The sequence below is a fragment of the Chryseobacterium caseinilyticum genome (assembly GCF_014837145.1).
In the GTDB taxonomy this organism is placed as follows: Bacteria; Bacteroidota; Bacteroidia; order Flavobacteriales; family Weeksellaceae; genus Chryseobacterium; species Chryseobacterium caseinilyticum.
In genome coordinates this window covers 363,021-387,684 of record NZ_JACYFS010000002.1, presented here as the reverse complement: position 1 = coordinate 387,684, position 24,664 = coordinate 363,021, and the positions used below count along the sequence as shown (strand labels likewise).

General features: G+C 36.6%; 16 protein-coding genes. 6 read left to right on the top strand and 10 right to left on the bottom strand.

Annotated elements, in window-relative coordinates; translation table 11 throughout:
- The first annotated feature begins 28 nt into the window (after positions 1-28).
- Positions 29-799: a 16S rRNA (adenine(1518)-N(6)/adenine(1519)-N(6))-dimethyltransferase RsmA gene (gene rsmA, locus IC610_RS09800; protein ID WP_191736688.1), complete on the top strand. Its 771-nt coding sequence runs from the start codon at positions 29-31 to the stop codon at positions 797-799.
- 68 nt (positions 800-867) lie between these two features.
- Here rsmA and IC610_RS09795 read toward each other — a convergent pair whose 3' ends face one another.
- The 8 genes from IC610_RS09795 to IC610_RS09760 form a co-directional block, all read right to left on the bottom strand.
- Positions 868-3,237, bottom strand: coding sequence for a choice-of-anchor L domain-containing protein (locus tag IC610_RS09795; protein WP_191736687.1), 2,370 nt, complete (start codon positions 3,235-3,237; stop codon positions 868-870).
- 94 nt (positions 3,238-3,331) lie between these two features.
- Positions 3,332-6,916, bottom strand: coding sequence for a choice-of-anchor L domain-containing protein (locus tag IC610_RS09790; RefSeq protein WP_191736686.1), 3,585 nt, complete (start codon positions 6,914-6,916; stop codon positions 3,332-3,334).
- 159 nt (positions 6,917-7,075) lie between these two features.
- Positions 7,076-9,433, bottom strand: coding sequence for a choice-of-anchor L domain-containing protein (locus IC610_RS09785; protein WP_191736685.1), 2,358 nt, complete (start codon positions 9,431-9,433; stop codon positions 7,076-7,078).
- A gap of 182 nt (positions 9,434-9,615) precedes the next feature.
- Positions 9,616-10,146 (bottom strand): DUF1003 domain-containing protein, encoded by a 531-nt coding sequence (locus IC610_RS09780; RefSeq protein WP_191736684.1) that lies wholly within the window; start codon positions 10,144-10,146, stop codon positions 9,616-9,618.
- A gap of 11 nt (positions 10,147-10,157) precedes the next feature.
- Positions 10,158-10,925, bottom strand: coding sequence for a TIGR02757 family protein (locus IC610_RS09775; protein WP_191736830.1), 768 nt, complete (start codon positions 10,923-10,925; stop codon positions 10,158-10,160).
- Positions 10,926-11,086: 161 nt separating this feature from the next.
- Positions 11,087-12,001 carry a ribonuclease Z gene (locus tag IC610_RS09770; RefSeq protein WP_191736683.1) on the bottom strand — a complete coding sequence of 305 codons (915 nt, stop codon included), beginning with the start codon at positions 11,999-12,001 and terminating at the stop codon, positions 11,087-11,089.
- Positions 12,002-12,101: 100 nt separating this feature from the next.
- The gene (gene rdgB / locus IC610_RS09765) at positions 12,102-12,677 is read right to left on the bottom strand and encodes an RdgB/HAM1 family non-canonical purine NTP pyrophosphatase (RefSeq protein WP_191736829.1); all 576 of its coding nucleotides are present in this window, start codon (positions 12,675-12,677) and stop codon (positions 12,102-12,104) included.
- Between the two features lie 242 nt (positions 12,678-12,919).
- Positions 12,920-13,750, bottom strand: a complete 831-nt coding sequence (locus IC610_RS09760) for a CPBP family intramembrane glutamic endopeptidase (protein ID WP_191736682.1) — start codon at positions 13,748-13,750, stop codon at positions 12,920-12,922.
- Between the two features lie 164 nt (positions 13,751-13,914).
- Between IC610_RS09760 and IC610_RS09755 the strand changes: the two genes are divergently transcribed.
- The 4 genes from IC610_RS09755 (at position 13,915) to IC610_RS09740 (ending at position 20,361) form a co-directional block, all read left to right on the top strand.
- Positions 13,915-15,150, top strand: coding sequence for an MFS transporter (locus tag IC610_RS09755; RefSeq protein ID WP_191736681.1), 1,236 nt, complete (start codon positions 13,915-13,917; stop codon positions 15,148-15,150).
- Between the two features lie 1,135 nt (positions 15,151-16,285).
- Positions 16,286-17,881 (top strand): peptide chain release factor 3, encoded by a 1,596-nt coding sequence (locus IC610_RS09750; protein ID WP_056082199.1) that lies wholly within the window; start codon positions 16,286-16,288, stop codon positions 17,879-17,881.
- A 108-nt stretch (positions 17,882-17,989) separates the two neighbouring features.
- On the top strand, positions 17,990-19,237 hold the full coding sequence (locus IC610_RS09745) for a hypothetical protein (RefSeq protein WP_191736680.1): 1,248 nt from the start codon (positions 17,990-17,992) through the stop codon (positions 19,235-19,237).
- 188 nt (positions 19,238-19,425) lie between these two features.
- A complete protein-coding gene (locus IC610_RS09740) occupies positions 19,426-20,361 on the top strand; it encodes a DUF4349 domain-containing protein (protein WP_191736679.1) in 936 nt (311 codons plus the stop codon).
- 170 nt (positions 20,362-20,531) lie between these two features.
- On the opposite strand, the gene IC610_RS09735 is transcribed toward IC610_RS09740, so the two are convergent.
- The gene (locus IC610_RS09735; protein ID WP_056077141.1) at positions 20,532-21,671 is read right to left on the bottom strand and encodes an acyl-CoA dehydrogenase; all 1,140 of its coding nucleotides are present in this window, start codon (positions 21,669-21,671) and stop codon (positions 20,532-20,534) included.
- A gap of 229 nt (positions 21,672-21,900) precedes the next feature.
- Here IC610_RS09735 and IC610_RS09730 point away from each other — a divergent pair, with 229 nt between their 5' ends.
- Positions 21,901-23,679: an AMP-dependent synthetase/ligase gene (locus IC610_RS09730; RefSeq protein ID WP_056077139.1), complete on the top strand. Its 1,779-nt coding sequence runs from the start codon at positions 21,901-21,903 to the stop codon at positions 23,677-23,679.
- Positions 23,680-23,887: 208 nt separating this feature from the next.
- On the opposite strand, the gene IC610_RS09725 is transcribed toward IC610_RS09730, so the two are convergent.
- Positions 23,888-24,664 (bottom strand): zinc ribbon domain-containing protein, encoded by a 777-nt coding sequence (locus IC610_RS09725; protein WP_056077136.1) that lies wholly within the window; start codon positions 24,662-24,664, stop codon positions 23,888-23,890.

Here is a 24,664-nt window from a genome sequence, read left to right as displayed (position 1 = left end):
TTTCACTGTTAACAAAATCATAAATACTTTGAGTGTAAGAGCAAAAAAACATCTCGGCCAACATTTTTTGACCGACGAAAATATCGCAAAAAAAATAGTTGACGGACTGAGTTTCGATAATTATAACAATATTATGGAAGTGGGCCCGGGAATGGGTGTCCTCACCAAATATCTTTTTGAAAAAGATCAAAACATCTACCTTGCAGAGATCGATCAGGAATCTATTGAATACCTGAAGAAAAACTATGATAAAACGAATGAAGAAACTTTTGTCGGTGACTTTCTGAAACAGGATTTTGCTTTTCTGAACAACGAACAAATTGCAATCATCGGAAATTTCCCGTACAATATTTCTTCTCAGATTCTTTTTAAAATAATCGACTACTATGAAATTATTCCCGAAATGGTAGGAATGTTTCAGAAAGAAGTTGCGGAAAGAACTGCTGCTGTTCCGCGTACCAAAGACTACGGAATTCTGTCTGTTTTAATTCAGGCATATTATGACGTAAGCTATCTGTTTACGGTACATGAGAATGTTTTTAATCCTCCGCCAAAAGTAAAATCCGGAGTCATAAAACTAACCAGAAATCCTAAGGAAGGTTTGGCAGGAAATGAAGTACTTTTTAAAAAAATCGTAAAAGCAGGATTTAATCAGAGGAGAAAAAAACTGTCTAATGCTCTGAAAGTTCTTGAGATTCCGGAAGCCTTGAAAACGCATGAGTTTTTGGATAAAAGAGCAGAAGAGTTGAGCGTTGCCGACTTTATTTCGTTTACTAAACTCTGGAAAGATAATCAATAAATTCTTTGCTAAAATAAAAATGCCTTCAGAAAAATCTGAAGGCATTTTTTGTATGATTTAAGAAAGACTTACTCTCTGTTTTTCAGCATGATCCAACCTGAGGTATTCATCTGAGTTTTGGTTTTATTGTATTCAAAATTGAATTTATACCAATATGTTCCGGTAGGCAATCTTTTTCCTCCTATAGTTCCGTTCCAGATCGGGTTTTCTTTGGTGAATCTAAACATTTCACTTCCGTATCTGTCATAGATAGAACCTTTGAAGTTTTTGAAGTTACCTAAAGAAGAAAGGTCAATCACATCATTTACTCCATCCTGATTTGGTGTAATCACATTGCTGATGTGAAGCGTAAAGAATTCTACAGTTCCAACACATGTTGTTCCTTTCGTTCTTACATAAAGTGTATAAGTTGTATTGTCTAACAGATTAGGAAATACGTTTGAATCCTGCCATACAATTCCATCCAGAGAATATTCTGCAACTCGTGGGGTATTGTTTATGTTTGGAATGTTTGCTATAGCAGTAATTGTATTGTTTTCATAGCTTAACTGTGTGAAGAATGGTGTTGCTGCTGCAAGAACCTTTACTTCAAAAGTTTTTGAACAGATTCCATTATCAATTTTCACTGTATAAATTCCCAATTGATTAACAGTAATTTTCTGAGTTGTAGCACCAGTATTCCATAAATAGCTGTAACCTGTCCCTGCGCCAGCATCCAGCTCAATTGTATCTCCAATACACATTTCGACATCAAGAAGAGGTGTTGTAGGCTGAGGAACCACTTCTACAGTAACTTTTGCAGGAAGTGAAGACTGACATCCCAAAGCTCCCAATGCATACACTTCAAAAGTGGTAGTCTGGAATATGGTTGCTGATTGGGTGTTGCCATTTCCAGGAAAGTTTACCCAGTTGTAAGCTGTACCACCCGACGCGGTAAGCGTAACAGTTTCACCTGCACAAACTCTGATTTTCGGAGTAGTTACCTGAGCTACAGGTCTGGTTTCTTTTGCTAAAGTAAGTTCTACCATTTTTCTGCAATACTCTGCTCCGTAAACCACAGCATAGAGAATCTGACCATTGGCTCCATTATAATTTAATGGAGTCTGAATGAAATTATTATTAAAAGCCAATGCATCTGCCTGATTTACATACCATCTGAAATTAGCTCCGGTGGTAGGACTGATCAATGCTTTAGAATTAGTTAAGTCAAACGTTGTAATATCCGGTGTTGTACACAAAAGCAAAGTTGCATCCTGCGCCAACGGTGTAGAACCTCCGTGGATTGTAACCGTTGCAGTTCCCGGACATGGATTTCCAGGTAGAGATACTTCAATAGTATAAGTTCCCGGGTTAATAGCCGTAATTGATGTAGAAGTTGCCCCTGGTATTGCAGTACCATTGTAGAACCACTGATAAGTCATATTTGGACTGTTTACAGATGCATTAATCACAGTTGGAACCAAGTCGCAAACATTAATATCTGAAGGAATTACTGCACCGCTCGGGTCTTGAAGTTCTACTCCGATACTGAACGATCCACCTTCTAAAAATACTGCAGAATCATAAGAGCTGTCTGCACCGAAAGGACCAAAATCCGCAATAACCATTTTAAAATGATAAGGAATTCCTGCAGTTACAGTAGCTGTTGCCTCCAAAGGAATTGTTCTTCCATAAAAGTTAGTTTCAATATTTGCCGTATTATATCCCGCAAAATATGTTGGATTAACCGCCCCGCACGATCCCGGAATATTAGGACGAATATTGGTAACACTTACGGGACCTGCTCCACCAGGCAAAACTGCCATATTCTGATAAGGTGCAGTACTTCCTACAGGCCTCAACAATAATGCAAAAGCATCCGCATAGCTACAAGGAAAACTTCCTGTATATTCTTCCGAGGCAAGTAAATAATTAAATTTAATCTGAGAAGTTGTCGGTACAAAATCGAATTCTAAAATTGCAGCATTGGTAAGAATACCTGCTACACCAAGCGCAGTTGCCAAGTCAGGATCACTCCCCCCCTGATTGTTGTCACTTAAGTTTCCTTCCAAACTATTCCCTGCTCTTCTTGCAAATCCGGTAGACAGGACGATCCCATCTTTAAAAGGAAAATTGGTCGTTCCTTTGTGAAAATATCCCCAGGCTCTGTCTGCCTGAGTAGCCGTCGTAGCAGGAGTAACTGTTACATTTGAAATATTCGGAACAAAACAAGACCCAGGCCCGGAAGAAACAAGTACATCCCGGACTAGTTGTAAAGGAGTATAAGCTGACTCTGGATACGTAGGAACATTCACATCTATAAAAGCACCTGCTTTCTTGGAAGCTTGAGAGGATTGTTCTTTCTGAGGTTTTCTGGGTGAAAATTTCTGTGCAGTCAAATTCACAGCCATCAAACCAAAAAATAATAGTAGTAAAGATTGCTTCATATATTTTTTCATTTCAACAAATTTAATTTTTTTTTATCTAAAACACATTAATATTTAACTATTTTATCAAAAAAAATAACCTTTCAGTTGAAAGGTTATTAATTATTTAGTTTCTGTTCTTCACTAAGATCCATCCGTTTCTCATTTCCATTTTCCTGCTTGCAGGGTTTTCCCATTGCACTTTATACCAATAGGTTCCTGTCGGAATATTCATTCCTCTCAAAGTACCATCCCAAGTAAGACCAGATTTTGAGGCTTTATAAATTTCAGCACCGTAACGATCGAATATTGAAGCTGCAAAATTGTTGTATTTACTGATACCACTAAAGTCTACCCCTTCATTAATACCGTCGCGGTTTGGTGTAATAGCATTGATGACCACAAAAGTATAAAACTCTATAAAATTACTACAGTCAGCATCTTTATTTCTGATTCTGATATTGTAACTCATATTATTTTCAACATTGTAGAAAATATTTGAGGTCTGCCATGTAACACCGTTATCGATCGAATATTCCAGAACACTGTTGTTAGGATTCGTTGCAGTGACAGTCAGAATATGATCAGCAAAACTGATGTTGCTAAATTGTGGTAATTGTGGATTGAGAAGTTGTGCTGTATAAACTCTTGAACAGGTTCCATTACTTATTGTTACGGAGTAAGTTCCGGGAACATTCGTAGAAATCGTCTGCGATGTAGCGCCGTTACTCCAGATGTAAGTATAGTTCGGTCCTGCGCCTGCATCTAAAATCCCGGTATCACCTGCGCAAACATACACATCTTTAAGAGTGGAAACAATCGCTGGAACAACTTCAATTGTGATGGTTGCAGGAATATTGGTAGTACAACCGTTTCCTCCCAAAGCAATCACCTGATAAGTAGTTGTAGTGGCTGGGCTAACGACCTGCGTACTTCCATTACCCGGTAAAGTTCCCCAATTATAGGTAACACCTCCCGAAGCGGTAAGCGTAACAGATTCACCTGCGCAGATTTTAGTTTTTGATGCAACTAAAAATGGTGTTGGTGGTCCCACAGTTATTGTAATTGTCGCAGGTTGAGCAGAAATACATCCGTTGGCACCTACAGCTGTCACAGTATAAGGAGTTGTCACATTTGGTGAAACAACCTGTGTATTTCCATTTCCTGGCAATCCTGTCCAGATATAAGTAGCACCACCTGACGCTGTAAGAGTAACAGATTCTCCCGGACAGATCTGCGGAACGTTTGCCGAGATTAAAGTTGTAGGAGCAGCAGTATCCTGAACCACAGTTACACTTGAAGTAAATGTACACGTAAGATTTCCAGGCTGCGTTGTATTTGATACCGTTAAAGTATAGGTTCCTCCTGCATTTACAACAGGATTTAAAGTATTACCACCAGAAACTATATTTCCTCCACCCGTAGTTGTCCAAGAAACAGTAGAACCTGCTGGAACTGTTGAACTGGAAGCATTTAATGTAATCTGAGGTGTTGTACAGGTGATTGTTGCAGGTGCAGCAATATTCAGTGTCGTAACAGCAGTTGTCTGTAACTGAAGTGTAACTACGTACGAACAGGCTCCGTTTTTAACCAAAACATAAATAGTCTGATTTCCTGTGCTTGTAAAAGCGGTAGGTGGATTAATTGTATTATTATTACCCTGATTTGCATCTGCCTGAAGAAGATAATAAGCAAAAGTTGCACTTCCTGCCGAAGTAATTTGTGACTGAGCTTCAGTTAAATTATAAACAATTCCGTTCGGAGAATAACATTTTAGTAAAGATGCATTCTGAACCGTTATTGGCTGCGAAACTTCAATTGTAACTGTTGCAGGATTTGCAGACGGACAGCCATTTGCTCCCACCGCCGTTACAGAATATGTTGTAGTGGTGGTAGGACTCACTGTCTGCGTATTTCCATTTCCTGGTAACGTTGCCCAATTATAAGTTACACCTCCTCCAGCAGTGAGAATTACAGATTCACCTGAGCAAATCTGAATTTTAGAAGCCGTTAAAGTAGGCGAAGGTGGCGCACTGTCTCCATTCACAGTTACACTTGAAACTGATGTACATGTAAGATTGCCAGGCTGATAGGTGTTTGAAATTGTAAGAGTATAAGTTCCTGCTGCATTAATAACTGCATTCAAAGTATTTCCTCCTGAAACGATGTTACCGCCTGTAGTTGTCCAGGTAAATGTGGAACCCGCAGGATATACCGATGCAGATCCGTTTAATGTAATCTGAGAATTAGTACAGGTTAAAACTGAAGGCTGAGCGATGTTGGCTGTAATTTCAGGAGCTTTTACCAACAGTAATTGAGCAACTTTTGAACAGAAACCATTTCTTACCAAAACATACACGGTCTGATTTCCTGCACTTGGATATGCAGTGGGAGTCTGAATTGAATTTGCATTTCCTGCAATGGCATCACTTTGATTCACATAGTATGTAAAGGTCGCACCCGGCGTTGTACTTATCGCAGTGTTGGCATTATTTAAATTAAATATTGCATTTCCCTGAGCATAACAAGCAGTAAGTGTAGCATTTTGCGTAGTGGGAGTAGTTCCACCAACTATAGTAACAGTTGCTGTACCAGGACAGGAACTTCCCGGAAATGTTACCTCCACTTTATAAACGCCTGGCTGTGTTGCTGTATAAGCAGCATTAGTAGCTCCAGGAATTATAGTGTTGTTAAAAAACCATTGGTATGTTGCATTAGCATTCTGAACAGAAGCTGTAAAGGTTTGCGGTGCGTTATCACAAACATTGATTGACGCAGGCAATTGCACTCCGTTTGGACCGAGAATCTGAACTCCGATATCAAAAGATCCTGCTTCTAAGAACACTGCCGAATCATAAGCCGAATCCTGATAATCAGCCAAAACCATTTTAAAGTGATACGCCTGACCAGGCACCACGGTGGCAGTTGCCGTTAAAGGTACCGTTCTTCCACTGAAATTTGTTTCTATATTGGCTGTATTCTGACCTCCAAAATACTGAGCATTTTTTGGACCGCAAGCATATGATGCGGGAATAATATTAGTAACACTTACAGCTCCAGCACCACCCGGCAAAACGGCAAGATTAGTATAAGCGCCTCCCGAAACAGGTCTTAACAAAAGCGCAAAACCATCCGTGATAGTACATGGAAAATTCCCCTCATATTCTTCAGATGCAAATAAATATCTGAAAGAGACTGTATTGGCAGTAGGTACAAAATCAAACTCAATAAAAGAGGCATCTTTCAAAGCGCCTGGAGGCAAGTTTAAAGCCGCTGCCAAATCAGCATCATCCTGTGTCGGAAGAGAATTACTCAACTGACCGGACTGAAAAGTGTTTCCCGCTCTTCCAGCATAGCCTGTCGATAAAACAATACCGTTATTGAAGGGGAAATTGGTTGTGCCTTTATTAAAATAGCCCCAACTTCTGTTAGGATCACTTGTAGATAAATTTGGTGATACGACTACATTACTTACATTCGGAGTCGTACATGTTGTATTACCTGCAATTAAAACATTGGTTACTAATTGGGTGATACTGAATGAGGACTGCGGATAATTCGCTGTATTAACATCAATAAATGCTCCTGCTTTCATCGTTTGAGAAGAAGCTTTCTGTAATACAGACTTCGTTCTGTTCTGTGAAAACAAAATATTTGAGGTGAGTATAATTAATAGAGCCAAAAATAGATTTCTTGTACTTCTAATGATCATTTTTATATTATTTTCAACAAAAATAGCATTTTTTTTTCAGTCATTTAACGAATATTGCGATAAGTTTAATTTTACAAAATACTGATTACGAAACTTTTACTTTTAGAAAAGCAAAAAAGCCGACATTTTTGCCGGCTTTATTCTTATTTAAATTAAATTTTATTCAAAGTTTTTCAATAAAATCCATCCTGTTTTTACTGTTGTCTGCTTGCTTGCAGGGTCTTCAAAAGTAATCTGATACCAGTAAGACGCAGTAGACAATTTCTTACCCTGGAAATAACCATCCCAGTAAGGTCTTATATTTTCGTATTTGTAAACCACTTTTCCATATCTGTCTGAGACCTGAGCAGTAAAGTTTTTATTACCAGCCACACCTCTGAAATCAATCATATCATTTACATTATCACCGTTTGGAGTGATTACATTCTGCATATTGAAAGTATAATATTCCAGAGAGCCAACACAACTTGTAGTTTTAACTCTAACCTTAATGAAAACCAGCGTATTTTTAGGAACATTGGTGAAGGTATTTGAATTTTGCCAAGTCAAGCCGTTATCCAAAGAATATTCTAATGCACCATTACTAGGATTGTTTACGGAAATTGTTATATTATCATTATTATAATCAATATTAGTGATGGTTGGAGGAACTGCAATTTTCACTTCAGTTGTATAAAGTTTAGAACAAACCCCGTTGGAGATTGTTACTCCATAGATACCGCCTACACCCACAGTAATTGTTTGCGTAGTAGCACCGTTGCTCCATTGGTAAGTATAATTAGGACCTGCAACCGCATCAAGCGTGATGTTGTCACCATTACAAATCCATCCGCCAGTCAGTTTTGAAGTAATTGCAGGAACAACTTCTATTGTAATGCTGGCAGGAGTTAAAGATTTACAACCCTGAGCTCCGATAGCGTAAACAGTATATGTGGTAGTCGCAGTTGGACTCACCGTACGGATTGCACCTGATACAGAAGTATCTCCCCACTGATAGGTTACCCCGCCCGCAGCAGTAAGAACTACAGACTCACCATTACATATTTTGATTTTTGGAGCTGTAACTGTTGCCACAGGAGTTTCTTCTTTTCTAAGTGTAAGTGTTGCAACTTTGGAACAAAAAGCCCCGTTTGAAACATTTACATAAATAATCTGACCATCTGTTCCGTTAAATGCAGTTGTTGCAGTTATGTTACTTGCATTTCCTGCAACTGCATCAGCCTGTACGAGATAAAATTTAAATACGGCTCCAGTTGTTGTGCTGATTAAAGGCTTTGCAGTATCTAAATTAAATGTAAAATTACTTGGCGTAGAACAAAGCTTTAAGGTTGCGTTTTGCACTACTGGGCTTGTACCACCTACAATAGTCACCTGCGCTTCTACCGGACAAGTTGCTCCCGGAACTGTTACCTGAACCTTGTACACACCCGGAGTGATAGCTGTATAAGTCATTGACGTAGCACCAGGAATAGCTACACCATCCTTAAACCATTGGTATGTAGTACCGGGAAGTGCTGTTATCTGAGCTTTCAGTATTGTAGGCGTATTATCACAGACATTAATGCTGTCCGGAACAGGATTTCCACTTGGGTCTACGATGGTCATTCCAAGATCAAATGATCCTCCCTGGATGAATACTGCAGAGTCAAAACCAGGATCTGAAGCATCTGCCAATACCATTTTAAAATGATAAGACTGACCAGGCGTAACCGTTGCAGTTGCAGTTAACGGAATGGTACGGCCATTAAAATTAGTTTCAATATTCAAAGTATTCAGACCGCCAAAATAGGCCGCATTGATTGGTCCGCAAGCAAAACCGACTCCCCCGGGTACTATATTTGTAACACTTACAGGCCCATTACCACCTGGCAATATAGCCATATTGGTATAGGTAGACCCTGGTGTATTTGGTTTTAATAATAGAGCAAAACCATCAGAGAAAACTCCACAAGGATAAGTTGATGTATATTCTTCTGAAGCAAATAAATAATTAAAATTAATCTGCGAATTATTCGGAACGAAATCAAATTCTATAAACACAGCATCCTGCAAACCAGCTGCCGGATTAATTGCAGCAACTAAATCAGGGTCACTCCCTGTAGTTCCGGGAACAGGGTCACCCAAACTGCCTTCGAGAACGTTACCCGCTCGTCTTGCTTTTCCTGTAACGAGTACAATTCCATCCTGAAAAGGGAAGTTGGTAGTACCTTTATGAAAATATCCCCACGCTCTTTCCGTATCTGTATGAGGCTGGTTTGGTGAAACCGTGACATTACTTACATTGGGTGGCGCACATGAAGAGCCTCCGGAAATCAATACATTTCTAACCAACTGATCAATGTTGTAACCACTTGGGGTGTAAGAAGCAACATTTACATCTATAAATGCGCCTGCTTTCATACTTTCTGCACTCTTTTTTTCCGGCAAAACTTTCCTTGCTTTTTGTGCATGAAGCTGTAAAGAAAAAAGAATAAAGAGTAAAAATAAAAGATAGTTTTTTGATCTATAATTTAACATTTTCAGATTGTTTGTCCAAAAATACCAAATTTTATTGATTTAAAACATATTGAATGACATATAATTATCAATAATAAAACAATTATTTTATTTTCTAATCAAATCTTAATTGAATTTTAATGTCAAAAAACAAAAGACCAATCCCTCGATCAGTCTCTTTTAGCTTATTTTATTTTTAATTTCTAATCTTTTTTCAGCTCATCAATTTTATTTTGAAGTTCAGCTATTTTGTCTTTTAAAAATTTAATTTCGTTCTTATTTGAATTGACATTGCTTTTTAGAATAGCTTTTTTGGCTCTTTCATTGTGGTCTTCTTCGTCTTCATCTTCATTGATTTCCTCGATATCTTCCTGGATATCTTCAATATCTTCGCTGATTTCCTCCAAATCCTCACTAATCTCCTCTATATCTTCGCTGATCTCTTCAATATCTTCCTGAATGTCTTCGATATCTTCCTGAATGTCTTCAATTTTTTCATTGCTTTTATTTACCGACATCTGAATAAGGATGGATAAATAAATCGCTTCCAAAGACAAAACCGTCGTGAGTACCAAAAGCATTTTATCAAAATCTACTACATCGAAAACGGGTAGTAAAAATGAGGTAAGGAAAAGTAATGTATGAATAATGAGAGACGGTATAGAGCCAATCCATGAAGTGATACCGTCTGCCAGTTTCTCTAGCAATTCTATATTTTCGTGTGATGTTTTCATTATTTTTCTGTTTAAAATAATTCCTTCGTTACTCCTAATCCAAACAATGCAAAATCGTACTTCGCAGGATCTTTTTCATCAAATTTCCGGATGATTACATCTAATTCTTCCACAGTTTTCCAGTCATTCTGTGTCCGGGAAATCAAACCTAATTTTCTTGAAATATTTCCGGTGTGCACATCCAGAGGAATGGATAAAAATTTCTGATCAATATTTTCCCAGATTCCAAAATCTACGCCGCGGTTGTCTTTTCTGGTCATCCATCTTAAAAACATGATAATTCTTTTTGCAGATGAGTTTTTGTAAGGCGAACTCACATGTTTATGCGTTCTGTGTTTTTCAATTCCTAAAAATTTCTGTCTGAACCGCTCTATTGAATGTTGAAAATTATTTTCCTCTTCATTAATTAAAAACAATTCTTCAAGACTTTCATTTTCAGTATAAATTTTATGAAACTGCGTAATAAAATAAGCAAAATCTTCTCCGTTGAAAGTTCTGTGGATACTTTTGTCTTTAATAAAATCTAAATCTTTCTGAGAGTAATTCATTACAAAATCATAGGGAGAATTCCCCATAATGTCAAGCATTTTCTCAGCGGATTTAATAATAGACTTTCTGTTTCCCCATGAAATTGTAGCAGCCAAAAATCCAGCGATCTCGATATCCTGTTTCAAAGAAAAACGGTGCGGAATCTGAACCGGATCATCATTAATGAATTCCGGATTATTGTAAACATCTGCTTTTTCGTCAAGAAAATCTTTTAATTCTGAAAAATTCAACTTCATTATTTAAATACCATTTTTTAATTTAAACCCTTAAGATTTTGAAGTTAATAAGTTTTGATTAAGTTAATATTTTAAATATTCATTAGGCAAACTGTCCAATAGATTTTTTTAATCTTAAAACATAACTACAGGATATCTTACTATTTAAATTTTTCTCAAATTTTTACACACTCCAAAGCTTTTGGAAGATAAGAGTTTGGAAAAACCGTTCTCGCTTCATCTGTGAAAACCGTCAAATCTCCGTAACGGTTGGAGAAATGCCCTAAAATTAATTTACCAACTTCTGCTTTTTTGGCAATTGTCGCTGCTTCCAAGGCTGTCGTGTGACCGGTGTAATCTGCCATTTCCTTTAAATCATGCAGAAAAGTTGCCTCGTGGTACAGAACCGTCACATTTTTTATAATCGGAATTACAGATTCTAAATATCTTGTGTCGCTGCAAAATGCATATGAAACGGATGGCGCAGGTGTTGTGGTTAGAACTTCATTTTTCAAAACATATCCGTCACTCAAAACAAAATCTTTTCCTGCTTTCAGATTATGATAGTCGCAGGTTTCAATTTCAGGATATTTTGAAACTTCTTCTATATTAATATGACGTTCTTTCGGTTTTTCTTTAAACAGATAACCATTGCAGTAAATCCTGTGGTCAAGCGGAATGGTGTACACTTCTACCCTGTTGTCTTCGTAGATTTTTTCTGAATAATCTTTATCCAGTTCATGATAAATCACCTCAAAACCTCTATGCGTTTCGGTAATTGTGAAGATGGTATCCAGCATTTTTTTAATTCCTTTCGGACCGTAAACATGCAGAGGAACTTCCCTTCCCAAGAGCCTGAAAGACGCAATCAGTCCCGGCAGACCAAAACAGTGATCACCATGAAGATGGGATATAAAAATATGATTGATTTTTGAAAATCTCGCCTTTGCTTTTCTCAGCTGCACCTGCGTTCCTTCGCCACAGTCTATGAGGAAACAGCGTTCTTCCATTTCCAGAAGTTGTGCCGTGGGAGAAGTATTCACCGTTGGTATTGCAGAATTAAAACCTAATATCGTTAAATAAGTACTCAAATCAATAGTTTATTATAGCAAATGTACAATAAAAGGTTGAGGCTAAGGCTTAGGTTAAGATGAAAATTGCTCACCCGCAAACCTCAACCTCAACCTCAACCTATGCCTGTAAAAAATCCAGAAACAGATCCAATGCCTGTTTTCTGTGGCTGATTTTGTTTTTATCTTCCGGATTCATCTCAGCAAAGGTAATTTCATGACCTTCAGGAACAAAAATCGGATCGTAGCCAAAACCTTTGTGACCTTTATTTTCTGTCAGTAAATTTCCATGAACTCTGCCATCAAAATATTGGGCACCATTTTCATCATAATAACATAAAACTGTGATGAAATAGGCTTTTCTGTTTTCAATATTTTCCATTTCGCTTAAAACTTTTGCAATATTTTTCGCAAAATCATGGTCTCCGGCATAGCGTGCAGAAAAAATTCCGGGTCTTCCGTCTAAAGATTCCACAACCAAACCGCTGTCGTCTCCCAGACTTGGAATTCCGGTTTTTTCGAAACAATATTTGGCTTTGATCAAGGCATTTGCATTGAAAGAATCTCCGTCTTCTACAATTTCGTTGTGAAGATCATAATCTGCAAGACTTTTTACGGTAAAATCATTTCCTAAAATCTGTTGTATTTCTTCTTTTTTATGAAGATTGTGGGTGGCTACTAATATTTCCATTTTTATTTTTATTAACCCGAATTTTTATCGGATTTTAATGATTATAGTTTGGTTTTGACAGAAGAATTTTGATCATGATTGTGAATATTTTAGTTCACATAAGAGGAATAATCAAAGATTTTTGTAAAATTAAAAGGAGGAAAATCTAAAAGTTCCCAAAAATAAAAATCTTTGATTTTCTAATAATGTGCCTTAAAATAAGCGCAAAAACTTAAAACTAAACTCTGCGGCTCATCCGTCACGGTTATCTAAGATTCTGTATAACGAATTTTATTTTTAAATGCAAAAAGATAGAAAAATACTGAAAACAGCATAATTCCAATCAAGAGAATCATCCATCCCTGCATTTCAAAGGCTTCTGCGAAACTTTCTTTTTGAGTGTAAAAAATCAAAACGGCCGAACAGAGATTGTTAAAACCATGCAAAAGCATAGGCAAAAGAAGGGATTTCGTTTTGTAATAAACCAAACCCAAAACGCAACCCAGTAAAGTTGCACCCACAAACTGCCACGGATTTCCATGAATCAGTCCAAATAAAACACTCGCCAGCAAAATGGCCTTCCATGGTTCTACTCCATTATTAATTAAACCTTTCTGAATAATTCCTCTGAAAATAATTTCTTCAAAAATCGGCGCCATGATGACCGCCATGATGACCATTATAATGGGATCATTGATGAATCCTTCCATTATTCTTTCAAAAAACTTATAAAAATCTCCGAAAAAAGGTCCGGTCGTAGGAATCTGAGAAGTGACAAATTCACCAATAAACATCATTCCCAGCATCATTGGGAAGATTAACAGGTAAGTGTAAAAGTTGGTTGGTGAAAAATTAAAATTCAATTTCTTTCCCGTTTTCTGACGCACCATTAAAAAATCGAATGCAGCAATCATCAGGCAAAAGACAATTGCATTTGAAATCATTAAAAACCATGGTTTCTGCATAAAATCTAATCTGAAAACAAATTTCCCCGCAATTCCCACAAATCCTACAAACATACTTCCAATGATATATCCTAGAAAAAGTATGAGACCTCCCAGCCAGTCGAAAATATAATTCGGGTGTTTTGAGTTTTCCATTTAATTATAATTTTTGAGGAACAAAGATAATTGAATTAATGAAAAAAATGGTTTCAAATCTCAAATGTCATTCTGAGCCTGCCGAAGGATTAGATCTCAAACTTCATATCAAATTATATTTACAATTCCTTTTATCTATTGTAATTGCTTCCTTATGAAATTTAATGAAACTATCTTTGCAGCTTAATTTTTCTATTCACATGGACTCCTCATTAATTCAGCCTAAAAATCTCAATCTACAACTGATAAGTTATGTTTCTTTTACTTTTGTAGGATATTTTATCATCGGCTTATCACTTTCAGTTCTTCCAATATTCATCAGTAAAAGTTTAGGATTTAGTCTTTTGGTAGCAGGAATGGTTATCAGTTTACAATATATTTCCACGTTTTTCCTGAGAGCCTATTCAGGTAAAATGATTGATGGGAAAGGTCCGAAACCAGCGGTATTACTGAGCATGATTGGTTTTTCTGCAACAGGTATTTTTCTGATTATCGCTTACTATTTTAAATTATCTCCCATTTTAAGTCTGGGTTTTCTCATCATCACACGTCTGCTGACAGGCTGTGCCGAAGGATTGGTAGGTGCAAGTCCGATCAACTGGGCAATTATGGCTTTGGGAGAAAAACATACCGCAAAAATCATTTCCTACAACGGTGTTGCATGCTACGGAGCGTTGGCGATTGGTGCATCATTGGGAATTGTTATTGAACAGAAATTCAGTCTTTACGGAATCGGAATTCTGTCTATTCTATTAGGAATAATAGGATATTTCTTTGCTAAAACGAAGGAAAACAAAACCAACGATAACCAAAAAGAAACCCAGTCTTTCTGGAAAGTTTTAGGGAAAGTAGCTCCATTTGGCGTATGTCTGGCTTTAGGCGGAATCGGTTTTGCAAGTATTTCTACATTCATCACCTTATATTACAATCATTTTCACTGGAACAACGGTGCGCTTTGTCTGAGTATTTTCGGAGGACTGTTCGTTGCCGGAAGATTGGTTTTCAGCAATGTCATCAATGATTATGGCGGAATAAAAGTTGCCATCGCCTGCCTTTTTGTAGAAACCATCGGACTTCTCATCATCGCTTTTGCAACGAATGCACAAATGGCTTTGATTGGTGCCGGTGTTACGGGATTAGGATTTTCATTAATTTTTCCGGCTTTAGGAGTGATGGCTATCAAGAGTGTTGCACCGTCAAATCAAGGTTCTGCATTGGCAGGTTACGGACTTTTTATCGATATTTCTCTTGGCGTTGCTGGCCCTATAATCGGTAGTGTTGCAGATTTTTTCGGAATGCAGTTTATTTTCCCTTTCAGTGCCGCCATGGTTTTGATTGGGTTTGGATTGGCATATTTCCTTAAGAAAAAATCAAATTTGAAGAAGCTGAGTGAGGTTTAAAATTTAAATTACACGAAGGCGCATTAAATCCCCTACTATATGTGTGGCGAAAAATCTCCGATTTTAGACGGTGCAGTTTTCCCGAATCACTTTAAAAAATCTATCCAAAAACATCAAAATTAAACAAATCGGCATCCAGTAAAAAAGCAAAATTCTATAACAAATACAAGCAAGCACACTGCTAAAGAAATCAACCGTTACGATAGGGCTTTCAATCATTTTGAATCAGTAATCAACCGTTTTGTATAGCATCCAGTCATTCTGTCGAGGCGTTCAAGCATTTGGTTGAACCAATCAAGCACTTAGTTGAACCGTTCAACCGTTTAGTTGAGGCGTCCAACCACTTAGTTGAGGCAATCAAGTACAATTTACTGCATTTCAGCACTTTACAAGACCCTCAATAGTTTAGAAAAATATGAATGACAGATTAAGTGAATGTTCATCGATGTTTTCAGGGATAAATATATCAACAAGCATTGAAAATGAATAGTTGTAATATGATTCATCGTAAAATGATCTGATCTAAAAGTGAAAATGGCTTTATTCGGTATCCATTTTCATATTGTTATATTTTTTAATCTCAAAAAAATAACATAATAAGGTTCGATAATATTGAACCACTTCGCGGTTCTGATTTACTGGTGTGATCTTTGTCCATGGGTTTCACACACGACTACTGACATTGAAGCACCTCGTGGTTCTCATTATCGGCGATATATTGTTTAACATGGGTTCCCACGGATATTCATATTGAACCACTTCGTGGTTCTGATGATAACTGTACATTTTTCCCATGGGTTTCACCCACGGCTACTCACATTAAACCACTTCGTGGTTCATAAAAAAGGAAAGCATTTGTAACATTATACATGATTTTCCACTCCCGTACAAAAATCTTTGATTTTTAATCTTATGTGTTCTTTTATAAGTAATAATGGCAACTCTATTGGACATATGTGTCAAATGCATTTACATTAAAACTTTCAAAGATTTATTCCCAAACCTTTTTCGAACTTGTATTTTCAAAGTGATCAGCTATTTAAATCTTTTGTGACTTTTGTGGTTCAAACTGAATCAAAAATCCAATTTTCAAAATCCGATTAAATTCCCGATTTTTGCAAATTCAAACTACGATATGTCAGACTTAATCAAAGAAATAGAAAAAAGAAAAACCTTCGGAATTATCTCTCACCCCGATGCCGGAAAGACCACTCTAACGGAAAAGCTGCTGCTTTTTGGAGGGGCAATTCAGGAAGCCGGTGCAGTAAAATCCAATAAAATAAAAAAAGGAGCAACGTCCGATTTCATGGAAATTGAGCGTCAGAGAGGAATCTCCGTAGCGACGTCCGTGTTGGCTTTTGAATACAGAGATCACAAAATCAACATTCTGGATACTCCGGGTCACAAAGATTTTGCTGAAGATACTTACCGGACTCTGACTGCCGTAGATTCCGTAATCGTTGTAATCGACGTTGCAAAAGGAGTTGAGGAACAGACAGAAAAGTTGGTGAAAGTCTGCCGAATGAGAAACATTCCGATGTTGGTTTTCATCAATAAACTTGACCGTGAAGGAAAAGATGCTTTCGATCTGCTTGATGAAGTTGAACAGAAACTGGGATTAACGGTTTGTCCGCTTTCTTTACCGATCGGTATGGGCGCTGATTTTCAGGGAATTTACAATATCTGGGAAGACAATATTCAGTTATTTTTGGAAGAGAAAAAACAGAAAGTAGGGGAAGCGATTAAGTTTGATGACATTAATGATCCTTCAATCGACGAAGTAATTGGTGAAAAAGCAGCAAAAAATCTACGTGAAGAATTGGATTTAATACAATCTGTATATCCTGAATTCAGCCGTGAAGATTATATGAAAGGAGATTTGCAGCCGGTTTTCTTTGGATCAGCCTTGAATAATTTTGGTGTCCGTGAATTGCTGAACGCATTTATCGACATCGCACCGATGCCACAACCGAAAGAAAGCGATACCCGTTTAGTAAAACCTGAAGAAAGCACTTTCACAGGGTTTGTTTTCAAGATTCACGCGAATATGGATCCGAAGCACAGAGACCGTCTGGCTTTTGTGAAAATTGTTTCGGGAACATTTAAAAGAAATGAAAATTACCTGTTGGTACGAGAAGGTAAAAAGATGAAATTCTCATCTCCGAACGCATTTTTTGCTGATAAAAAAGAAGTGGTTGACGAAAGTTTCCCGGGAGATATTGTCGGACTTCACGATACAGGAAGTTTCAGAATTGGCGATACTCTCACGGGCGGCGAAAAACTGAGTTTCAAAGGAATTCCGAGTTTCTCTCCGGAACATTTCAGATATATCAATAACAATGATCCGCTGAAAGCCAAACAATTGGCAAAAGGTATTGATCAGCTGATGGATGAGGGTGTTGCACAGCTGTTTACGCTTGAAATGAACAACAGAAAAATCATCGGAACCGTGGGTGCGCTTCAGTATGAAGTGATTCAGTACCGTCTGGAGCATGAGTACGGTGCAAAATGTACCTACGAACCACTTTCCATGCACAAAGCATGTTGGGTAGAAGCAGATGAAAAGTCTGAAGAATTTAAGGAATTTGCAAGACTGAAGCAGCGGTTTCTGGCAAGAGACAAATACAATCAGTTGGTTTTCTTAGCTGATTCTTCTTTCACCATTCACATGACGCAGGAGAAATTCCCGAATGTGAAACTGCATTTTATCAGTGAGTTTCAGAATGCTTAATTTAATCGCTTAAATTTATAAATATAGTCCGTGGAAGTTTTTCTGCGGATTTTTTTTAAATTTATTAGTCTGTTTTTTTTATCTGTCCATTTCATTTAAATTCAAAATATGATTTACACTTTATTAGTTTTAATAATAATTACCTACGTTATTATTGACAAAATTTTAAAATATCAGGACAAACAATATGATGCATCAATCAAAAATAAATACCTCAAAATAAACAATCAAAGTCTGAAAGGTGTCCCGAACGAAATAGAAAAAATAATTGCCTTAGACTTTTTTCAAAATTCAAAAAGATTTTCAGCAGCAAAAATAGATGATAATTATAAACTTTTTTTCGAAATTTCTGACGCTGAAACAGATAAAACAGAAACAATTTATCTAAAAGAAGATATTTTCATCAAGCCAATGTCATTATTTTATTATGATGATTATTTTTGGCAAATTCAATCCAGTACCGTTACGGAGGAGCAAGATTTATATTATGTTTTAAAATTTAAAATCGTATCCGATCAATTTTTTTATCTAAAAGTTTTTACCGACCAACCAAATAATTTAAGAATACATTACCATATCAAAATAGATTTTAATGGCAGAATAACAGAGAAATTGATAGACAATCTAGATCAGCGTTATGACGACTCACAAGATAAAAATCTAATATTCTTTGATTTCAAGAAGTTTAAAGAAATCAATTTAATTAATTTTTTTGACGATTTCTTTGCCAAAGAAAATTTTCTTTATAACCGAAATATGGGAGATCCCTACTCTACATTTTTTTCGTCAGACTATCTGAAGCTCGGTATCTGTTATTTCTTTGTAGATGAAAATATACTGCGAGGATATTATGCAATTTTCGATATTGATAATTTTGAAAAACCACGATTATTATTTTCAGCTACAATTGATGAATATGGTAATAACTTTAACTTTAGCAGTGATGATAAAGAAAAACCACGATTATTATTTTCATCTAAAATTGATGATGGTAAGAACTTTGAATTTAGCAGTGATGATAAAAATGTTATATATTGGCGATATCGTAATGATAAGAGAACTGAGCTTCTGTTTACTATAAGAGAACTGAATAAAAATTTCTTTCAAAATGAGGCAAATTTTTTGATTGAATTTTCTGAAGGTTTTTATATCAAGGATTTCAAACTAATTAATAATCTAATAATAATCATTGGATCAAAAAAAATATACTTTCATAATTTGCATACAAATCAAAATTTAGAAATCTCGCGTAATATAAATTCGCCTTACTGCGTCACTGCGGATTACGTTTTTTATATAAATAATTATAAATTGGAAATAATAGATCTCAGCAATGCTGTTGAATTGCTCATATGATGACTTAAGAACCTAAAAATAATGTTTCAATTTGTGATAATTTTGAAACCTAAAATTTGTAAATTTATTGTAAATAAAACTCAAAATCTTGATTACCAATTATTTAAAATATTACAAAAGTTTTCAGATTCATTTACAATTAATTTTTTCAATTGTTAGATAGCTTTACATCAACAAAATTAACGGTTATGAAAAAAGCTATTCTGCTACTTGCATTATCAAGTACATTTATTATGTGTAAAAAGGGAGACGGAACTACAGAATCCCTAAGTGAAACCATAAAATCTGCTGACAGCAGTTTTACAGAAATCTCCGACAAAGCTGAAAAAATTCAAAATGAAACGGCAGCCGCTTTAGATTCTGCTCAGGTAAAAATCAAAGACTTTGATAAAACTTCACAGGATTTAAAAGATAAGTTTGAAAAAACAGCTTCTTCTGTAGATTCTTTAGGTGAAAAAATTTCGAATGTGAAATTTGAATCTAAAACTGTTGTTGATAAAGATTCTGCAAAGAAAAAAGAGGAGAAAATTGTTGTGAATGTTCCGGCGCCGAAAGTTATAAAGGAAACAAAGATTATTTACAAAAATAACAGTTCTGAAAAACCCAAATATGAAACCAAATACGCTTTAAAGAAAACCGCCAATCTTGAAATTGGAGTTGATGATACGTATGGCGCAAAAAATTACATCGAAGATCAGCTTAGAAAATACGATGGAAGCCTAAAAAGTGAAAACGTAAGCATGAACAGTGACGATACAAAAACTGCTTACCTGAAAATCCAGGTTCCCTTAGATAAATTTGAATATTTTATAGAAGATGTAAGTGCACACACAGGAAATGTGATTGACAAGACTATCGCAAGTTCGGGAGACGAATTTTACCCCAAAACAAAATGCGACATTGAAATTACTCTTTATGGTAACGAAAAAAATGCCGCTGCTGCAGCTTCAAAACCTGACAGTTTCGGAGGAAAATTCTCTTCGGGCATTGGCTCAGGTTGGGAAGTTCTTACAGGAATTTTATTATTCTTTGTTCCATTCTGGCCTCTTTTTCTGATCGCAGGAATCGGTTATTACTTTTATAAAAAGAACAGAAACAAAAGTATCGGCAATACAGCAGAATAATTTTTAATTAAATTTTAATGTTTCAATGAGAATAATTGAAATTTGATTTGTACTTTTGCATCGCATTACGGTTAAGCAATTGACCATAATTTTATATAAAAGTTTGTGTTTAGTTACAGCAAGGGCTTTCAGAATTCTGAAAGCCCTTGCTATTTTTATTGAAGAAAAGATTATTTTGAGATACTTCTCGAAATTACAATCTTCTGAATTTCTGATGTTCCTTCGTAGATCTGAGTGATTTTTGCATCACGCATCATTCTTTCTACGTGATATTCTTTCACATAACCATATCCGCCGTGAATCTGAACAGCTTCAATCGTCGTATCCATCGCAACCTGAGAAGAATACAGTTTCGCCATCGCTCCACTTTCTGAAATGTCTTTTCCTGCATCTTTCTCTACAGCAGCCTTGTAACAAAGCATTCTTGCTGCAGTTATCTGCGTTGCCATATCCGCTAATTTGAAAGCAATTGCCTGATGATTGATGATTTCTGTTTTGAAAGCTTTTCTTGTTTTGGCATATTTCAGAGCAAGTTCATAAGCTCCTGAAGCAATTCCTAATGCCTGAGATGCGATACCAATTCTACCGCCATTCAAAACAGCCATCGCAAAGTTGAATCCGAAGCCGTCTTCGCCGATTCTGTTTTCTTTTGGTACTTTTACATTGTTGAAAAGTAAAGAATGCGTGTCGCTTCCTCTGATTCCCAGTTTATCTTCTTTAAGACCAACTTCGAAACCTTCCCAGCCTTTTTCCACAATAAACGCATTGATACCTTTGTGTTTTTTCTCAGGATCGGTCTGTGCGATTACGATATAATAGGTTGCAGTACCACCGTTGGTAATCCAGTTTTTGATACCGTTTAATAAATAGTGATCTCCTTTGTCTACGGCAGTAGTTTGCTGTGAAGTGGCATCAGAACCGGCTTCCGGCTCAGAAAGAGCAAATGCTCCGATCACTTCCCCGCTTGCCAGAGGAGTAAGATATTTTACTTTTTGTTCTTCAGAAGCAAATTTTTCAAGACCTGCACACACCAAAGAGTTGTTTACAGACATTACCACGGCTGCAGAAGCATCTACCTTAGCAATTTCTTCCATTGCCAAAACGTAAGACACGCTATCCATCCCTGCTCCACCGTACTGTGGGTCTACCATCATCCCAAGAAGCCCCATTTCCCCCATTTTCTTAACCTGTTCGGCAGGAAACTTCTGGTCACGGTCTCTTTCAATTACGCCCGGTAATAGTTCGTTCTGTGCAAAATCTCTCGCTGCCTGCTGAATCATCAGCTGTTCTTCTGATAAATTAAAGTCCATAAAAAATTTGAATTATATGGTCGCTAATTTACACTTTTTGGTCAAATATGAAAACTTTAGCCTGACGTAAATTATATTCATCAGTAAAATTTTAAATTATAATCAAACCTCTTCTGAAAAAGGCAATAAGATCCGTCAAACTTTATTAAAATTTCATTTTTAAAGAACAAATGATTCCATTTAAAAAAAATCCTTATATTTAAAAATATTAAAATCAAACTTACGGATCATGACAATCAAAAGATTATTCGATATACCTCAGCATGCTTTGGAAAATTATCCTAAAGCAGACATGTTTGTGACAAAATATAACGGCGAATGGAAGAAAACTTCTACCCAGGAATTCATCAACGAAGCCAATAAAATATCACGCGGACTATTGAAATTGGGTATAAAACCCGGCGACAAGATCGCTTTGATTACCACCAATTCCCGTACAGAATGGGCAATTATGGATCTTGGACTGTCACAAATCGGTGTGATTTCCGTGCCCGTTTATCCGAGTATTTCTCCCGAAGATTACGAATTTATTTTCACCAATGCAGAGATTAAATACTGCTTCCTTTCAGACAAAGCTTTGCTTGATAAAGTGATGAAGGTGAAACACAACATCCCAAGTTTGCAGGGCGTTTTTACTTTCGATGCGATTTCCGGTGCTGCCAACTGGAGAGAGATTTTAGACCTTGGCGAGGACGATTCTACACAGATGGAAGTGGAAGATCTCGCAAAGGCGATTAATCCGGATGATGTGGCGACGATTATTTATACCTCGGGAACCACAGGAAAACCTAAAGGTGTAATTCTTTCGCACGAAAATATTGTGTCCAATGTCTTGGGGTCTATCCCGAGAATTCCGAGAAAGAAAAGTTTAGACTATAAAGATACCAGAGTTTTAAGTTTCCTTCCGATCTGTCATATTTTTGAGAGAATGCTGTTTTATCTTTTCCAGTACAGCGGTTTTTCAATTCACTTTGCTGAAAGCATCGAAAAGATGGGCGAAAATGTAAAAGAAGTAAAACCCCATTACATGAGCGTTGTACCGAGACTTGTAGAAAAGGTTTATGATAAAATCTATGCTACCGGATCTTCCGCAGGGGGTTTCAAGCAGAAAATATTCTTCTGGGCACTGGATTTAATTCAGAAAAAGAAAACGGTTTCAAAACCATCCGGTTTAAAGGAAATCATAGCTGATAAACTGGTATTTAAAAAATGGAGAGAAGGTTTGGGAGGTGAAATCATCACACTGGTTTCCGGTTCGGCGGCTTTGTCAACGAGATTAAATTTAATGTTCCAAAATGCTGGAATTCCTATTCTCGAAGGTTATGGCTTAACGGAAACTTCTCCTGTGATTTCTGTAAATTCTTTTGGTAAAATGAAGGTGGGAACGGTGGGTCATCCTTTAGATAATTTGAAGGTGAAAATTCAGGAAGACGGTGAAATTACAGTGAAAGGACCATCGGTTTTTAAAGGTTATTTTAAAAATGAAGAGCAGACCAAAGAAACTTTCACAGAGGACGGATTTTTCAAAACAGGAGACATCGGTCACATTGATGGTGAAGGATTTCTGCAGATCACAGACCGTAAAAAGGAAATGTTTAAAACTTCCGGAGGAAAATACATTGCTCCGCAGACGATTGAAAATTTAGCGAAAGCATCCAAATTTATCGAACAGATTATGGTTGTTGGCGATGGTGAAAAAATGCCGACTGCTTTGGTACAGCCTGATTTTGAGTTTGCCAAAAGCTGGGCGATGAGAAACAATATCAACCTCGGAACTACGCCAAAAGAAATTGCCGCCAGCAAAGAGCTTAAAGAAAGAATTAAAAAGGAAATGGATGACATCAATGAGCATCTGGGAAGCTGGGAACAAATCAAGAAGATTGAGCTGACACCGGAAATCTGGAGCATTGAAGCCGGACTTTTAACCCCAACTTTAAAACTGAAAAGAAAGGCCATTAAAGAGAAATTTATTGACCTGTATAATAAAATGTATGAGCATCATGATTAAAAATATAAACCGCTTCTTTTGAGGCGGTTTTTTTTAGATTTAAAGATGAATCTCCGAGGATATATCTTGAATAGCAACCTAACTACCCCGTCAAAAAATCATTTTTTTTTCGCCACCGTTCTAAGCGAGAGGAATTTCTCTAAGTCATATAAATCAACAAAAAACGGCTCCAAAATTGAAGCCGTTTTCTATTTTATAAAAATCTGAATTAAAACTTAATCACAGATTTCATTCTCTCGATTTCTTCGTTTACCAACTCGTCGTCAACAAGAATTTTTCCTGAATGCTCATCGATGATGATTTTCTTTCTCTGAGCGATTTCCATCTGTTTCTGTGGCGGAATAGTGAAGAATGATCCTTTCGGAGCACCTCTTTCCAGGCCTACTACAGCAAGACCGTTTAATGAATTGTTTCTGATTCTGTGGTAAGAAGCCAATAATCTGTCATCGATTTTAGATGCATATTCTTTAGACTGCTCAAGAAGGTAATCTTCTTCTTTCTGAGTTTCAGAAACCAAATCCTCAAGCTCTTCTTTTTTGAATTTAAGGTGATTTTTAAGATCTTCAATCTTCGCATTCAACTCATCCAGAGTTTCGTTTTTGTGTGCTATTTTAGCTCCGAATTCTTTGATTCTTTTTTCAGAAAGCTGAATTTCAAGATCCTGATATTCAATTTCCTTTCCTAAAGCTTCAAATTCTTTATTGTTTCTTACGTTATCCTGTTGAGATTTGTATTTTTCAATTAAAGATTTTGCATGATTGATCACTTCATTTTTAGTGTTGATCTGATCGTTCTGCTCTTTAATTTCAGCATGAAATTTTTCAGCTCTTTTCTCAAGGCCTTCAATTTCGATGTCAAGATCTTCCACTTCGATTGGCAATTCTCCTCTTGTATTCCGGATTTCATCCAATCTTGAATCAATGATCTGTAGATCGTATAAAGCTCTCAATTTTTCTTCAACTGAAATATCTATTGTTTTTGCCAT

Coding starts and splice junctions, on each gene's coding strand:
- IC610_RS09785 (WP_191736685.1), bottom strand. CDS start 9,433: ATGTTAAATTATAGATCAAAAAACTATCTTTTATTTTTACTCTTTATT.
- IC610_RS09730 (WP_056077139.1), top strand. CDS start 21,901: ATGACAATCAAAAGATTATTCGATATACCTCAGCATGCTTTGGAAAAT.
- IC610_RS09740 (WP_191736679.1), top strand. CDS start 19,426: ATGAAAAAAGCTATTCTGCTACTTGCATTATCAAGTACATTTATTATG.
- IC610_RS09790 (WP_191736686.1), bottom strand. CDS start 6,916: ATGATCATTAGAAGTACAAGAAATCTATTTTTGGCTCTATTAATTATA.
- IC610_RS09760 (WP_191736682.1), bottom strand. CDS start 13,750: ATGGAAAACTCAAAACACCCGAATTATATTTTCGACTGGCTGGGAGGT.
- IC610_RS09755 (WP_191736681.1), top strand. CDS start 13,915: ATGAAACTATCTTTGCAGCTTAATTTTTCTATTCACATGGACTCCTCA.
- IC610_RS09750 (WP_056082199.1), top strand. CDS start 16,286: ATGTCAGACTTAATCAAAGAAATAGAAAAAAGAAAAACCTTCGGAATT.
- IC610_RS09725 (WP_056077136.1), bottom strand. CDS start 24,664: ATGGCAAAAACAATAGATATTTCAGTTGAAGAAAAATTGAGAGCTTTA.
- IC610_RS09735 (WP_056077141.1), bottom strand. CDS start 21,671: ATGGACTTTAATTTATCAGAAGAACAGCTGATGATTCAGCAGGCAGCG.
- IC610_RS09795 (WP_191736687.1), bottom strand. CDS start 3,237: ATGAAAAAATATATGAAGCAATCTTTACTACTATTATTTTTTGGTTTG.
- IC610_RS09745 (WP_191736680.1), top strand. CDS start 17,990: ATGATTTACACTTTATTAGTTTTAATAATAATTACCTACGTTATTATT.
- IC610_RS09780 (WP_191736684.1), bottom strand. CDS start 10,146: ATGAAAACATCACACGAAAATATAGAATTGCTAGAGAAACTGGCAGAC.